Source organism: Alkaliphilus sp. B6464 (assembly GCF_018141165.1).
Taxonomy (GTDB): Bacteria; Bacillota; Clostridia; order Peptostreptococcales; family Natronincolaceae; genus Alkaliphilus_B.
In genome coordinates this window covers 2,664,210-2,679,439 of sequence record NZ_CP058557.1, presented here as the reverse complement: position 1 = coordinate 2,679,439, position 15,230 = coordinate 2,664,210, and the positions used below count along the sequence as shown (strand labels likewise).

The following is a 15,230-nucleotide window of genomic DNA, read 5'->3' as shown; positions in this document are numbered from 1 at the left end:
ATTTTATTGCATTATTCAGTAAGCATCGTCCAAGTATAGGTGTGTTATTTATGGTAATAATTTAAATGTTATATATACATAATTCTCATACCTATATTCCAACTTGACACCTGTAAAAAAAAGATATAAAATAAAAGCAAATCATGGGTGTATCTATTGATAAAAGCTATTAATATCAAATTGAAAATGGGAATTTTTAAAACTTAATAAAGGAGGTGTCCACATATTCAAAATATACTTGTTTTAAACGGACTTTTAATTTTAGTTGGTATTTTAATCGGATGCCTTGTAGGCTATTTTTTTCGAAAACATATTGCGGAGGGAAAAATCAATAGCGCCGAAGAATTAGCAAAAAAAATTGTAGAAGATGCTGAAAGAGATGCTGAAACCACAAAAAAAGAGCTATTATTGGAAGCAAAAGAAGAAGTGCATAAACTTCGTAATGAATTAGAAAGAGAGAGTAGAGAAAGGCGTAACGAATTACAAAGGATAGAAAGAAGATTGATACAAAAAGAAGAGGTTTTAGATAAAAAATCAGAATCCTTAGAGCATAAAGACGAAAAACTAGTGAAGAAGCTCAAGGAACTAGATAATAGGGAATTAGAAATTAACGACCTTTATCAAAAGGAAGTTGAAAAACTTGAAGAATTATCTGGTTTAACTTCTGAACAAGCACGTCAGCTTATATTAAGCGATATTGAAAAACAAACAAAATATGAAGCTGCGATGATGATAAAAGATATTGAATCTAAAGCTAAAGAAGAAGCAGAAAAGAAAGCAAGAGAAGTAATCGCTTATTCCATTCAAAAGTGTGCAGCAGACCATGTTGCAGAAACTACTGTATCAGTTGTGCAACTTCCTAGTGATGAAATGAAAGGTAGAATAATTGGTAGAGAAGGTAGAAATATTCGTACATTAGAAACATTAACGGGTATTGATTTAATTATTGATGATACACCAGAAGCAGTAATTTTATCTGGCTTTGACCCAATTAGAAGAGAAGTAGCACGTATTGCATTAGAAAAATTAATTGTTGATGGAAGAATTCATCCAGCAAGAATTGAAGAAATGGTAGAAAAGGCTAAAAAAGAAGTAGATAATATTATTAAAGAAGAAGGTGAACAAGCTACCTTCGAAACAGGCGTTCATGGATTACACCCTGAACTTATAAAATTGCTTGGTAGATTAAAGTATAGAACTAGTTATGGACAAAATGTATTGAACCATTCAATAGAGGTCTCATATTTAGCAGGAATTATGGCAGCCGAATTAGGTGCAGATGTTAAGCTTGCAAGAAGAGCAGGATTACTTCATGATATTGGTAAGGCTGTTGATCACGAAATAGAAGGAACCCATGTTGAGATTGGTATGGAGCTTCTGAAAAAATATAAAGAATCTAAGGATGTTATTCATGCTATGTCTACACATCATGGTGATTATGAGCCTGAATCTATAGAGGCAATATTGGTTACTGCCGCAGATGCTATTTCGGCCGCAAGACCTGGTGCTAGAAGAGAAACCTTAGAGTCTTATATTAAGCGACTAGAGAAGTTAGAAGAGATCGCAAACGATCATGAAGGTGTTGAAAAATCCTATGCTATTCAAGCTGGTAGAGAAATTAGAATTATCGTTAAGCCTGAAGTGTACAACGACGAGGAGATTTTTATTCTAGCTAGAAACATAACAAAGAAAATTGAGTTTGAACTGGAATATCCGGGACAAATAAAAGTTAATGTAATTAGGGAAACAAGAGCAATAGAATATGCTAAATAAAAAACTGCAAATGCAGTTTTTTTATTTTCATAAATTAAATTCCTTTTAAAAAATTAATAAATTTTAGAAAATTTTACTATATATGCAGGGATTTTTGAAATTAAGTAGAATACTATAAATTGATAAAACAATATATATACAAGTATATTATAAGGGGGATTTAATAGGATGGAAGTATTAAAAGTATCAGCAAAATCAAATCCAAATTCTGTGGCTGGAGCCTTAGCCGGAGTTCTTAGAGAACGAGGATCAGCTGAAATTCAAGCTATCGGCGCAGGTGCTCTAAATCAAGCAGTTAAAGCAGTGGCAATCGCACGAGGATTCGTAGCTCCTAGTGGATTAGATTTAATCTGTATCCCTGCTTTTACTGATATTGAAATAGACGGTGAGGAGCGAACTGCAATTAAATTAATTGTAGAGCCAAGATAACATTTATGGGATTAATACAAAAGATCTGCTTGCTAGCAGGTCTTTTTATATTAATTTAAAATTTTGGATATAATTGTTATATGCGTTTAATAATAAAAGGAGAATATTATTATGAATTTTATAGATATGCATACTCATTCTACAGCCTCTGATGGACTATATTCACCTAGCAGATTAGTCGAATATGCTCTAGAAAAAGGATTGTCTGGTATTGCAATAACAGATCATGATACTATTGGTGGAATTGAAGAAGCAATGCAACATGCAAGTTACTACAAAGATTTTATTATAATACCAGGTATTGAACTAAGCACTGAGTATAATAATGAAGAGATCCATATATTAGGCTATAGGATTAATTATAAGAATGAAAATTTACTAAAAATACTACAAAGCTTACAGGTCGATAGAAATATGCGCGCACTCAAAATTGTTGATAAATTAATAAGCCTAGGTCTTGAAATTAGCTATGAAGGTATAACACAAATTGCAGGACAAGGAGCTATTGGGCGTCCTCATATTGCACGAGCTTTAATTAAAAAAGGCTATGTGGAGAATAATGAAGAAGCTTTCAAAAAATATCTAGGTAAAGAGTCTCCAGCATATGTGCCAAAACAAAAATTGACACCTATAGATGCAATTGATATTATAAGAAGTGCAGGGGGGATATCGGTTGCCGCTCATCCTGGTTTGTTAAAATCTATAACTACTTTAGAATATCTAATCGAAATAGGTATTGAAGGAATTGAAGTATATCATTCTGACCATACGATAGATAAATCTTTAAAGTATTTAGAACTAGCTAAAAAGCATAATCTCCTTATAACAGCTGGATCTGACTTTCACTATCCACCTCATAACAATGGCCATCATGGTGATTTGGGTAGTATTAAAATTCCATTCAGAGACATTCAGAAACTATTAGAATAACTTTATTAAAAACTTCAAACTGATTTTATTTAATTATTAAAGGGGTGATTAAAATAGCTGCATATAAAGGCGAACGAAATCGGCAATTCCCGTCTAAAATTAGTACAACTCAATTTGTTAAATTATATATTCTTCATTTACTTATTGAGAGAAGCTATTATGGAAATGAGTTAATAGATGAAATTAAAAAAAGAATGAATTATAAATGGGAGCCAAGTCCTGGTATGATTTATCCTCTATTAAGAGAGCTAGAAAGTAATAATTATATCAAAGGATGGTGGGAAGAACCTGACAAACGATCTATTAGACATTATAGAATCACAGATGATGGTTTAGATAATTATAAAAAAACTAAACTGCTCTATAAGCCAGCTATTGATGATTCGCTAACAATAATTCAAAATACACTTAAAGATATATATGGATATATATAGAATTGTTTTGATAAATTTGTTACAATGATTATGATGTAAAATAGAGTTTTAAATTTACATTAATATTTAATAAATCTATGGAGGGAATGTCGATGAACATAGCACTTTCAAGAAAAGCACAAAATGTTTTGCCATCAATAACACTTTCAATTGATGCGAAAGCAAAACAAATGAAAGCAGATGGAATTAATGTAATAAGTTTTGGGGTAGGAGAACCAGATTTTACCACACCACAAAACATCAAAGATGCTGCTATAGAAGCAATTAGAAAAGGCTTTACTACATATACTCCTGCTTCAGGACTACCTCAACTTAAACAAGCAATATGCGCTAAATTAAAGACTGAAAACAATTTAGAATATAAACCTGAAAACATAGTTGTATCCAATGGAGCAAAGCATTCCTTATATAATATTTTTCAAGCTATATGTAATCCTGGAGACGAAGTAATTATACCAGTACCTTACTGGGTAAGCTATCCAGATATGGTTAAAATGGCAGATGCTAACCCTGTATTTGTGAACTGTACAGAGGAAAATGAGTTTAAAATTAAAATAGATGATCTTCTAAAAGCTATAACACCTAAAACAAAAGCTATTATACTAAACAGTCCGTCTAATCCAACAGGTTCAGTTTATACAAAATCTGAATTAGAAGAAATTGCAAAAATTGCCATTGAACACAATATTTTTATTGTAGCTGACGAAATATATGAAAAACTAACCTATGAAGGTGAAAAACATATTAGTATCGCTTCTCTAAATGATCAAATAAAAGATCTAACAATTGTAGTTAATGGCATGTCTAAAGGTTATGCTATGACCGGATGGAGAATCGGATATACTGCAAGCCATGCAACTATAGCTAAGGCCATGGGTAATATGCAAAGTCATGCTACATCCAATCCTAATACTATTGCTCAGCATGCTAGTATTGAAGGATTAACTGGAGATCAATCATCTGTGGAAGAAATGAGAATCGCATTTGATGAGAGAAGAAAATATATGGTACAAAGAATAAATGAGATTAAAGGTTTATCATGTATTACTCCTAAAGGTGCTTTCTATGTTATGATGAATATAAAGCAACTAATTGGCACTACTATTAAAGGTATTGTTATTAATAGTTCTATGGACTTATCGGAGTTATTACTTGAACATGCAAATGTTGCTGTTGTGCCAGGTGTTGCTTTTGGTACTGACGAATTTATTCGTCTTTCCTATGCAAATTCACTTGAAAATATTAAAGAAGGACTTAATAGAATTGATAGTATTTTAAATAGCTAGTTTATAACGACTATAATAGAAGCTTTTACCATTAGGGTATAGGTGTCCTGTCATGTAATGCTTTAAAAATATTAACCTTAAAAGGCTTTGTGGCTTAAATAAGTAAGGATTGAATATCTTTTTATGTTAGGGGAGCAGGCAGAAAAACGCGGAAATTATACGCTAAGGATTATAAAAATAAGAAATCCTTATTTTCTATACGTTAAGGCCTGCTCTTTTGATTTATGAAGTGATTATTTTATTATTCATATTTTATATTTAAAGGTCTTAAACTATCAAGAGTGGTGATACTTTTCTTATCAAAACTATAATAACCATATAGGTTTATATGTTCCCAATTCAATGGTGAAACATAGCTTAACAATTCTTCATTAATAAGCTGATTTTTTTCTCTAAGGTGTTCAATAGCCTTGCTTAAATAAACAGTATTCCAGACAGTTATTGCATTCATCAATATATTAAGCACGCTTGCACGTTGCATCTGATTCTGCAAATCTCTTTCATGAAATTCTCCTCGTTTGGCAAAAAATATAGCTCTTGCCAAAGCGTTAGCAGCTTCTCCTTTATTTAATCCTTTTTGAATCCTTCTACGTAATTCCTCATTAGAAATGTAATCAAGGATAAAAATAGTTTTTTCAATACGGCCCATTTCCTTGAGCGCTAAAGCTGAACTATTTTGCCGTGAGTATGAACCAATTTTGCCCATAATCAGAGAAGCTGATACCTTTCCGTCCCTGATAGAGTGAGCAAGTTTTAAAACATCATCATAGTTATCTTTAATAATCTTAGTATTTAATTTCACTCGGATAATCTTTATTCAGTAACCCATCAATAACATGAACAGCATCCCTGGTATTAGTGTTAATTACTTTTGAATAAAATGCAGAATACTGGTCACTAATAAAACGGTATACAGTTGCTCCCTTCCCATATCCATAGTTAGGATTGTGCTCAGCATGAAGTGATGATACACCAATTTGTACACGCATACCATCACTGGATGATGTGCTACCATCCCCCCAACAATAAGGTAATGATAATTTATGTAAAAAGTTAACTAGAGTGGATTGTGCTCTAATTAAGGCATCATCATATAACCTCCACTGTGCAGTATCAGCCATTTGATAGTAAGTTATTCCATCTGTAGAATCAGCCATTTTACTAAGTCCAATATTTGTACCCATTGCAATCAATGTAGCCATGATTATATCTTTTTCATCATCTTTATGTTTAGTATTTCTAAGCCAACTTTATACAAGGTAATAGAAGAGATAAGTAATCTAAGTAGTGTTGAAGTTCCCATTAAAAAGTAGTAATTTTATGGAATATAGTGGTACAATTTATTTGAAAGTTAATTTGGATTGGTAAAAAAATGCGTCACAGTTGATTTAATAATAAGAAATGTTATAAGTTTTTAAAAACAATATTTAATGATATTATATTTCTAAACAATAAAATTTAATTGTTAACCAGATTAGGGGGTGCATTATGCCAAAAAATGATAATATGCTAGCAATTTTATGGATGCTGAATTCAGGTACAAAAATAACTGCAAAGCAAATATCCGAAAGGTTAGAAATAAACATACGATCAGTTTATCGTTATATGGATGCACTGTGTGTTAGTGGAGTGCCAATAATATCGGAGCCTGGTCATAACGGCGGATATAGTTTGCTTAACAATTTTATCCGAGCACCCCTGTTTTTTGATCTTGAAGAGAAAAAATCACTTTTGCATGCTGCTGTTTTTGCAATGGAATCAGGATATCCTTTTATGGAATCACTAAATAATGCAACATCAAAGTTAAAGATGTTTTCGAATCAAGAACAAGAAAAAGTTCTCAATCGTCATTTAGTTGGATTTGAAGTAGTGAGCCGTATTTGCGATCCAGCTGTCAAACCTATATTAATGGAACTCGAGCAAGCTGTTGCAAATGAATGCTCTATGGAAATTGAATACTGTACAGGTTATGAAGGGCGTCCCAAGCATAGGCTTGTTGACCCCTATGGGATGCTTTACTGGAACAATAAATGGTACGCTATTGCATTTTGCCATCTTAGGAATGAAATTCGTAACTTTAGGGTAGATAGAATAATAAGTATTATAAGCACTAAAAATACGTTTAAGCGTCCTGAAGCTTTTTCGGCACGTGAGTTTTTTACAGAAAGCTTATTATCGAATATAGAAAGTAAAGTAGGACTTTGCACTTTAGTAATTGAGGGCAAGTCAGAAGCATTGAATGACCTAAGTGCACATTGGTTTTTAGGATATCATCTGATAAAACGAACTGAATGCAGAACGATTTTTTTAATGGATGAATACTCAATCCATACCTATGTTCCTCATATTCTACTTCCATATGGTAAAGCAATAAAGGTGCTTGAACCAAATAGTTTTAAAGCTGCTATGGCATCAATTCTTAAAGATTTGCTGGACTATTATCTCCACTGACTGAATTTGTCAGTAAAGATAATATATAATTGATTAAGATGGAGCTTGAAACCATCCTGTGATAAATAGTACTAATAAAATGAAAGTGGAGGAATAGAAAATGAAAAACAAAGTATATCTTTATGTATTTGATACAATGGCAGACTGGGAAATAGGTTATTTAAGTACTGAAATCAATTCGGGAAGGTACTACAAAAAGGGATTAATGCCTCTAAAAATAGTAACTGTAGGAATTAACAAGAACCCTATTACTACAATGGGAGGTCTAGAAATATTGCCAGAAATTGAACTTAAGGAGTGTAGTATTGAAGAGACAGTTGCGTTGATTCTACCTGGTGGGAATACATGGACAGAAGCAATTCATGCTCCCATTATAAGAATGGCTGAAGAATGTTTAGAGAAAGGTATTGTTGTAGGTGCAATTTGTGGTGCTACAATAGGACTTGCTATGGAAGGGGTATTAAATAAGCGAGCTCATACAAGCAATGACCTGGGATATCTTAAAATGGTCTGTCCAAGCTATGCAGGAGAAAAATATTATAAGCAAGAATACGCAGTAACTGATAGAAGTTTGATTACTGCCTCTGGAATAGCTCCTCTTGAATTTACTTTTCACATATTGAAAATTCTAGAGGTGTTTTCACCACAAACCTTAGATTCTTGGTACAATCTTTATAAAACTCAGGATACAAAATATTTCTTTGAGTTGATGAGCTCGATTCAATAGTAGAAAATTGAGTGAATCAAAATTATTTATATAAATATAAAAGTATAAAGCCAAATGCAGAGTTGGAGATTATTATAGACTTTCAAGTGAGTCTGTTTCAAAATTTATGTAAACTTCCATGATTGATATAGAATAAATATAAGTCATGGAGTTTTTTTATGGAAAGAAGTTAATACTACTCTGAGCTTATGAACCAAATATATCTATGCTTCTTCAAAGGTTAAAAGAACGCTATAAGGTGTAGAGCCAACATTTCTCTTATTCACACCAACAGGAACAAAAAACGACTATAAATCAAGTAATATCAAGAAAAATTCTATTATATTATTAGCAATGCAAATACTCACTACCAATCACGAGAACTTAAATTGTTGATAGAAAAAATATCGAAAGCCATTAAGGAAAAAAATATTTAATTCACTATGGAAGATAAGTATTATTTCTATTAAACCATGTGTCATATTCTTCGTAAAAGGCGCACTAACAAGGTGATAGCCTTTTTGTTTTGACTACTTATGATCATCATCATATTTTGGCTACTTTGCCCATTGGACACCATTTAGAGTATAAAAATTAAGAACTTCATGATCTATAAATCCTTAGAGTATAATTTGCCCGTTTTGATGCCTATACCCCTGTTAGAAAAAAATAATAATTTTGAAAAAAACTCATTGTATTTGCAATGGGTTTTTTTCAAAATTATTTATATTACATTAAAAAACAAATGTACTTAATATTTTGTTTACTGCATATGTATAAATCAGTAGACAAGTAATCACTAATACACATATTTAATCGATTAAATTTTTCAAAAAAATTAGTTTTAGTAAAGGAATATTGTAGTGAATGTAGTATATATTAAGTAAAATATTTTTAATTTTCTGAATTTAAGTTCGGGTGCAGTTAAATCTACACCTGAACAATATATAATAAATTTCATTAACATATCAAGATAATAATGGAGGTGCTAAAAATGAGAATTCAAGAACACCCTATACTAACTTTAAAAAGAGGTGCTTTAATTAGTTTTACTTATAATGGACTCCATTTAGAAGGATATGAAGGAGAAACTATTGCTGCAGCTCTGCATGCTGCAGGCATAAAAACCCTTAGTCGCAGCCATGAAAATCATAGAGCAAGGGGATTTTTCTGTGCAATAGGAAACTGCTCATCTTGCCTAATGAAGGTTAATGGTAAACCAAGTATTAGAGTATGTGTTGAGCCATTAAAAGATGGGATGGTAATTAATACTCAAGAGGGGAGAGGAGAACTAGTATGAAGGAGGTTGAGGTATTAATTATCGGTGGTGGTCCAGCTGGTATGTGTGCTGCCATTAGCGCTGCAGAATCTGGAGCAAATGTGATGCTAGTCGAGAGAGATAGATCGCTTGGGGGACAACTTGTAAAACAGACACATATGTTTTTTGGTTCAGAAAAACAATATGCTTCTGATCGTGGAATTGATATAACTAATATTCTATTAGATAAACTTAAAAACTTTGATAATATTATTGTTAAACTTGACACAACTGTACTAGGTATATATGAGGATGGTATTGTTACATTGGAAGAGAATGATAAATACTTAAAAATTAAACCAAAATCTATAATTGTTTCAACTGGCGCTAGCGAAAAAACCTTAGCTTTTCCTAATAATGACCTTCCTGGTATATATGGAGCAGGTGCGGTGCAAACGTTAATGAATGTCTATGGGATTAAACCAGGAAATAAGGTATTAATGGTTGGTTCTGGTAATATAGGTCTAATTGTAAGTTATCAGCTGATGCAAGCAGGTATAAAGGTAGTTGGCATTGTTGAAGCATCTCCTAATATTGGTGGATATTTAGTACATGCATCTAAGGTAAGAAGATTAGGTATCCCGATCTATACTCAACATACAATAAAAGAAGCTTTTGGCGATGATTATTTAGTTGGAGCAACAATATGTAAACTCGATAGTGATTGGAAGCAGATACCTGGTACAGAGGTTGAAATTGATATTGATGTTATGTGCATTGCCATTGGGCTTTCACCTTTATCAGAGCTACTTTGGCAGGCAGGTTGTCAAATGAAATTTCTCAACGAATTAGGTGGCTTTGTACCATTAAGAAATGAGAACTTAAAAACTACAGTAGATGGTATCTATGTAGCTGGTGATATTGGAGGTATAGAAGAAGCTAGTAGTGCTATGGTGGAAGGATACTTAGCTGGCATTTCAACATCCTTTGCCTTAGGTTATTTTTCTAAAAATATGGAAAATAAAAGACTAGATTATATGAAGCAGTTAAATTCTCTCAGGTCCGGACCTACTGGTGCAAAAATAAGGAAAGGACTTTCACAGCTATTAATAAATGTAGAAACTACGGCTTTAAAATAATAATTACAAGGGGTGTTACTTATGTTATCTCAAACAGGAGTACCAAGTATAGAAGACCTAAATAAAGTATTCCCAAGTGATGAAAGACTTAATAAGGGACCAGTTGCAATTATAGAATGTTTTCAAAATATACCATGTAATCCTTGTTATACTGCCTGTAGTAGAAGTGCAATAAAGCCATTCAAAGATATAAATGACTTGCCTAACATTGATCATCAAGAATGTAATGGATGTGGTCTATGTATAAGTAAATGTCCTGGACTTGCTATTATGGTTTTAGACATGGTATTTAGTGATACTGAAGCATTAATAAAAATTCCTTACGAATTTTTACCTCTACCTAATAAACGAGATATAGTAATGGGATTAGATAGAGAGGGTAGCTATGTGTGTGATGTTAGAGTTGAAAATGTTTTAAATACAAAATTTTTAGATAGAACACCAATTATTTCTATAGTAGTAAAAAAAGAGTTTGCTAAGATTATTAGAAATATTAGGATGGGGGATTAGGATGAAGGATAATACTATTATATGTCGTTGTTCAGATTTAACTTTATCCGAAATAAGAAGATTAATTCAGGAAGGTTATACTTCCTTCGATGAAATAAAGCGTATTAGCAGAGCCGGTATGGGGCCCTGTCAGGGTAGAACATGCAATCAACTTATATTAACAGAAATTTCTATTATAACAGGTAAGCCTATATCTGAATTAGTTCAAGGCACATACAGACCTCCTGCTAAAGCTATTAAGTTAGGTGCAATAGCAGAATATGCTTTAGGCGGTGATAGGATTGATTAAGACAGCTGATATAGTCATTATAGGCGGTGGAATTTCTGGTTGTTCGATTGCATATAATTTAGCTAAAAAAGGTGTTAATAATATTATTATTTTAGAAAAAAATTATTTAGCAAGTGGTGCAACCGGAAGATGTGGCGCCGGTATTAGACAACAATGGGGCACTGAGATGAATTGTAAAATTTCTAAATTATCCTGTGAGTTTTTTGAAAATGCTGAAGAGGAACTACAATATAAAGGTAACTTAGAGTTTAAGCAAGGTGGGTATTTAATATTATCAAGTACAGAAAAAGAACATAATCAATTCAAAAAAAATATACAGCTACAGAATAGTCTGGGGATAGATTCTAAGCTTTTAAGTCTAGATGATGCAAAACAAATAGTTCCTTCATTAAACACCGAAGGATTAATTAGTGCTACTTTTCATCAAAAAGATGGACATCTTAATCCTTTTCACACAACGCAGGCATATGCCGATGCTGCAAAAAAATTAGGTGTACAAATATATACCTTTACAGAAGTGACTGGAATAGAGGTAGAGGCTGATAAAATTAAAGGGGTACACACAAATAATGGATTTATATCTACAAATATAGTAGTAAATGCAGCTGGTGGATACTCAAAGCAAATAGGAAATATGGTTGGATTAGATTTACCTGTATATTCGGAACGACATCAGATTCTAGTAACCGAACCAGTAGAACCATTTCTTGATCCAATGATTATGTCTTTTTCATTAAATCTTTATTGTCAACAAGTGCCTCATGGTGGTGTCATTATGGGTAGGGGTGATGATAAGGAACCTAGAGATTTAAGAATTACATCTGGCTGGCATTTTCTAGAGGAAATGGCTAAAAGAATGACGAAGGTTTTACCACCATTAAAAGATATAAGAGTAATAAGACAGTGGGCTGGACTATATAATATGACACCTGACCGACAACCGATTTATGGATCAGTCGATGAAATAGAAGGTTTCTATCTGGCCATAGGATATAGTGGCCATGGATTTATGTTTGCCCCAGCTACTGGATTGTTAATAGCAGAGAATATATTAGGTGAGAAAAATACAATTAATATTGAATCATTGCATCTGAACAGATTTAAGAAAGGTGAATTAATTTTTGAACCTTCAGTAGTATAATTTAATAATTAATATAGTTATACTTAATAAATACACAATAGAGGATAGGTTTTAACCTATCCTCTATTGTGTATTTATTTATATTTAATTTAATTGATTTGATAATCTATCCATTAATGTAGCCATCTCTGCTCTACTAATTTGCTTTATGGGTTTAAATGTTCCATCCTCATACCCACTAAAAAGGCCTCGTTCGCTTGCAAATACTATATACTTATAAGACCAAAGTTGTGGGTTCACATCTTTATATTGATAAGGTATACCTAACTTTTCACTACTGCTATTATCTTCTTTTTCAAATATCCTAGTTAGAATAGCTGCCATTTGTTCTCGTGTTAAAGGTTTATCAGGTTGAAAATCGTCACTTGAGACACCTGTCATTAACTCGTGGTAACTTATAATATCAATGTACTCCTTAGCCCAATGTGATTTAGGAACATCCTTATAAGATGTAGAGATGCTATTGTTTTCTGTTTCTAGTCTTAAATCAAGAGCTCTAACTATAATAGTAGCTGCTTCTGCTCTAGTTAATGATTTGTCTGGAGAAAATTGATTAGCGGAAGTACCCATCATCCAACCTTTGTTAACCATTGAAAAAATATGTTGTTCTGACCAATGATTTTGAGTATCTATAAAATATTTACTATTTAACCACAAATCAAAATAATCCCATGTATTTCTTGATTCTTGACCAATACTCCAGCTCCCTGTACCCTTAAGATCATATTTTTGGACTAATTTAAGTTTTTCTTTAATAGATCTTTCGTTTTCAAACCATATTGTGTAGTTACCTTCATTTAATGTAGTATTATATCCAACTGTAATTTGTTCACCCTTTGGAATGCTAATAGTTCCTTTAGGAGACTGGTTCTTCGTATCAAAGATTACCTTTCCATTGTACTTCTTAATTAAATTTTCAATTTGATTATTTGAAACGCCTCTTCCGTTAAACGTACCATCCGATTTCCATATACGGCCATAGAAGGGGATACCTAGTACTACCTTATCCTTACTAACACCTTCAGAAAGTATTTGTTGTATTGATTGCTCCACAAATCCAATACTTGCAACTGGACCTGAATTACTACCTTCCCAGCTCTCGTCATATGCCATCAACATTAAATAATCTGAGTATGTCGCTAAGTTCTTATAATCGTAAGAACCGTGCCATCCTATTTTTAGATTCTTAGGGTTAGCTGCAACAGCAACAGAAATTTGCTTTTCCTTAGGAAGTTTCTCTCTTAACAGCTTAATAAAGGCAGTATGATTATCCTTATCAGTATGGGATAAATTTTCGATATTTACATTAATGCCATCTAAATTATACTTATCTATTGCTTTAACAATATCATTAACAAGCTCTTCTTTATTAATTAAAGCTTTTTGTCCAATATCACGACTCCAATGATTACTTAAAAAAGGTACTACTTTTTTTCCTTCTTTGTGCATTTCTTCGATAAATGACACTTCTAGCTTAGAGGTAACTTTTAATGACCCATTTTCATCGATATCAAAATAGCTAGGAGAAATAATATTAACACTGTTATTTGTACTTTTAATAATATTCACATAGTCTTTTGGATCCCCGAAATAAAGGTATCCCATATTAACACGATTTGTACCTTCAACAAATAGATTACTAGTAGTAGATAGTGTTACTATAATTGAAAGAATCAAGAAAACATTTAATATTTTTTTATTCATTATTATAACTCCTCATATGTAGTTTATATCTTTATATATGAGTTTAGCAGAATTCAGCAATTGCAACAATCCAATAAATACTGGATTTAGGCCCATCATATGGTATATACGTTATATATCATATGTGAAAACTATTACATAGAAATAAGAGGGGATAATAGATTAATCTTTATATGATTTTGTACGGGAAATAACCATATGATAATTATTATCAATAGATAAAATCATTTATTGTTGCATATTGTCAAATAAAAAAGTATTAATAAATAAAAATTATCGAATTATACGAAATGATAAATCGACAATCTTTATAATATATTTATTTGTTTGACTTATAGAATTAATTTGTAGAATACAATCTGAAATAATCAATATTTAATATATAAATTTAATAATTAGAAATCAAAGACTTTAGCTATATATAAATAATTTTTTATATACATTGTAAATAATAAATTATAGTCGTTAGTTTTAACTAAAGTATTTATATAAATGAATAAATTAATTATATCGGTTTTATAAATTACACTATTATAGAGTAAGTATAAAAATAGTTATTTTATGAAATTATTGACTAGACACGTTAGAAGAAGTGGCTTATAATTAGAAAAATAACTATTCTTTAAATGTATATTTAGGGAATAGTATAAATTGTAAAAAATATAACTATTAATTCCATTATACCCTTGTTGTATAATGATACTACTCTTCTTGCAACTATGACACCAATGTTATTGCAGCATTTAAATACTTATAAATTTATATTAAATCATTATTTTTGTGACACAAATATTATTGCAGAACAAAAAGTAAGGATACATATTATTTTTACATAATAGTACCCTTACTTATATTTTATATTTATTTATTTTCAGCATCACTTGATATGTTTCAGTAGTACTTATAAGGTTTTCTCCTGATGTTACTCACGTGAATCCTTCATATTTCTTAATGCAGCATAAGTTTCTACTGTTGCTATTAATTTAGCCATCTTTTCTATATTTTCTTTTCCTGCTAGCTTACAGTTATTACATATATCTCCTTCGCCTATAAAAGCCTTTTTACAATACCAGCACTCTTTTGTAGTCATTTATATTTCTCTCCTCGATAAGTTCATAATCGCTACTTTTATTATTCTTGGAATATTTAATGATATTTATTCAACATACCTTAAGAGTAG

The 15,230-nt window shown here is 31.6% G+C and carries 16 protein-coding genes; 12 read left to right on the top strand and 4 right to left on the bottom strand.

Annotated features, from left to right (window positions below; genetic code table 11):
- The first annotated feature begins 312 nt into the window (after nucleotides 1-312).
- The 5 genes from rny to HYG84_RS13485 all read left to right on the top strand — a co-directional run bounded on the left by rny (nucleotide 313) and on the right by HYG84_RS13485 (nucleotide 4,852).
- Entirely contained in the window at nucleotides 313-1,773 is a 1,461-nt protein-coding gene (gene rny, locus HYG84_RS13505; RefSeq protein WP_442860812.1) for a ribonuclease Y, read from the top strand.
- A 168-nt stretch (nucleotides 1,774-1,941) separates the two neighbouring features.
- The gene (spoVS, locus tag HYG84_RS13500; RefSeq protein ID WP_212378060.1) at nucleotides 1,942-2,202 is read left to right on the top strand and encodes a stage V sporulation protein S; all 261 of its coding nucleotides are present in this window, start codon (nucleotides 1,942-1,944) and stop codon (nucleotides 2,200-2,202) included.
- A gap of 111 nt (nucleotides 2,203-2,313) precedes the next feature.
- On the top strand, nucleotides 2,314-3,132 hold the full coding sequence (locus tag HYG84_RS13495; RefSeq protein ID WP_212378058.1) for a PHP domain-containing protein: 819 nt from the start codon (nucleotides 2,314-2,316) through the stop codon (nucleotides 3,130-3,132).
- Nucleotides 3,133-3,176: 44 nt separating this feature from the next.
- Nucleotides 3,177-3,566: a PadR family transcriptional regulator gene (locus HYG84_RS13490; protein WP_249168635.1), complete on the top strand. Its 390-nt coding sequence runs from the start codon at nucleotides 3,177-3,179 to the stop codon at nucleotides 3,564-3,566.
- Between the two features lie 92 nt (nucleotides 3,567-3,658).
- On the top strand, nucleotides 3,659-4,852 hold the full coding sequence (locus HYG84_RS13485) for a pyridoxal phosphate-dependent aminotransferase (RefSeq protein ID WP_330655473.1): 1,194 nt from the start codon (nucleotides 3,659-3,661) through the stop codon (nucleotides 4,850-4,852).
- Between the two features lie 241 nt (nucleotides 4,853-5,093).
- On the opposite strand, the gene HYG84_RS20415 is transcribed toward HYG84_RS13485, so the two are convergent.
- Both HYG84_RS20415 and HYG84_RS20410 read right to left on the bottom strand, forming a co-directional pair.
- On the bottom strand, nucleotides 5,094-5,654 hold the full coding sequence (locus tag HYG84_RS20415; RefSeq protein WP_249168634.1) for a transposase: 561 nt from the start codon (nucleotides 5,652-5,654) through the stop codon (nucleotides 5,094-5,096).
- On the bottom strand, nucleotides 5,638-6,054 hold the full coding sequence (locus tag HYG84_RS20410) for a transposase (protein WP_249168633.1): 417 nt from the start codon (nucleotides 6,052-6,054) through the stop codon (nucleotides 5,638-5,640). The genes HYG84_RS20415 and HYG84_RS20410 overlap by 17 nt, the downstream gene beginning before the upstream one ends.
- 286 nt (nucleotides 6,055-6,340) lie before the next feature.
- On the opposite strand from HYG84_RS20410, the gene HYG84_RS13475 reads away from it, so the two are divergent.
- The 7 genes from HYG84_RS13475 (at nucleotide 6,341) to HYG84_RS13445 (ending at nucleotide 12,346) form a co-directional block, all read left to right on the top strand.
- On the top strand, nucleotides 6,341-7,303 hold the full coding sequence (locus HYG84_RS13475) for a helix-turn-helix transcriptional regulator (protein ID WP_212378056.1): 963 nt from the start codon (nucleotides 6,341-6,343) through the stop codon (nucleotides 7,301-7,303).
- Nucleotides 7,304-7,403: 100 nt separating this feature from the next.
- A complete protein-coding gene (locus tag HYG84_RS13470) occupies nucleotides 7,404-8,030 on the top strand; it encodes a type 1 glutamine amidotransferase family protein (protein WP_212378054.1) in 627 nt (208 codons plus the stop codon).
- A 973-nt stretch (nucleotides 8,031-9,003) separates the two neighbouring features.
- The gene (locus HYG84_RS13465) at nucleotides 9,004-9,309 is read left to right on the top strand and encodes a (2Fe-2S)-binding protein (protein ID WP_212378052.1); all 306 of its coding nucleotides are present in this window, start codon (nucleotides 9,004-9,006) and stop codon (nucleotides 9,307-9,309) included.
- Entirely contained in the window at nucleotides 9,306-10,406 is a 1,101-nt protein-coding gene (locus HYG84_RS13460) for an NAD(P)/FAD-dependent oxidoreductase (protein ID WP_212378050.1), read from the top strand. The genes HYG84_RS13465 and HYG84_RS13460 overlap by 4 nt, the downstream gene beginning before the upstream one ends.
- A 21-nt stretch (nucleotides 10,407-10,427) precedes the next feature.
- The gene (locus HYG84_RS13455) at nucleotides 10,428-10,916 is read left to right on the top strand and encodes a 4Fe-4S binding protein (protein WP_212378048.1); all 489 of its coding nucleotides are present in this window, start codon (nucleotides 10,428-10,430) and stop codon (nucleotides 10,914-10,916) included.
- 1 nt (nucleotide 10,917) lies between these two features.
- Nucleotides 10,918-11,205 carry a (2Fe-2S)-binding protein gene (locus tag HYG84_RS13450; protein ID WP_212378046.1) on the top strand — a complete coding sequence of 96 codons (288 nt, stop codon included), beginning with the start codon at nucleotides 10,918-10,920 and terminating at the stop codon, nucleotides 11,203-11,205.
- Nucleotides 11,198-12,346 (top strand): NAD(P)/FAD-dependent oxidoreductase, encoded by a 1,149-nt coding sequence (locus HYG84_RS13445; protein ID WP_212378043.1) that lies wholly within the window; start codon nucleotides 11,198-11,200, stop codon nucleotides 12,344-12,346. Before HYG84_RS13450 ends, HYG84_RS13445 begins: the two co-directional genes overlap by 8 nt.
- An 84-nt stretch (nucleotides 12,347-12,430) precedes the next feature.
- Here HYG84_RS13445 and HYG84_RS13440 read toward each other — a convergent pair whose 3' ends face one another.
- Nucleotides 12,431-14,050 (bottom strand): glycosyl hydrolase family 18 protein, encoded by a 1,620-nt coding sequence (locus HYG84_RS13440; RefSeq protein WP_212378041.1) that lies wholly within the window; start codon nucleotides 14,048-14,050, stop codon nucleotides 12,431-12,433.
- Nucleotides 14,051-14,972: 922 nt separating this feature from the next.
- Nucleotides 14,973-15,140, bottom strand: a complete 168-nt coding sequence (locus HYG84_RS13430; protein ID WP_212378039.1) for a hypothetical protein — start codon at nucleotides 15,138-15,140, stop codon at nucleotides 14,973-14,975.
- Nucleotides 15,141-15,230: the final 90 nt, after the last annotated feature.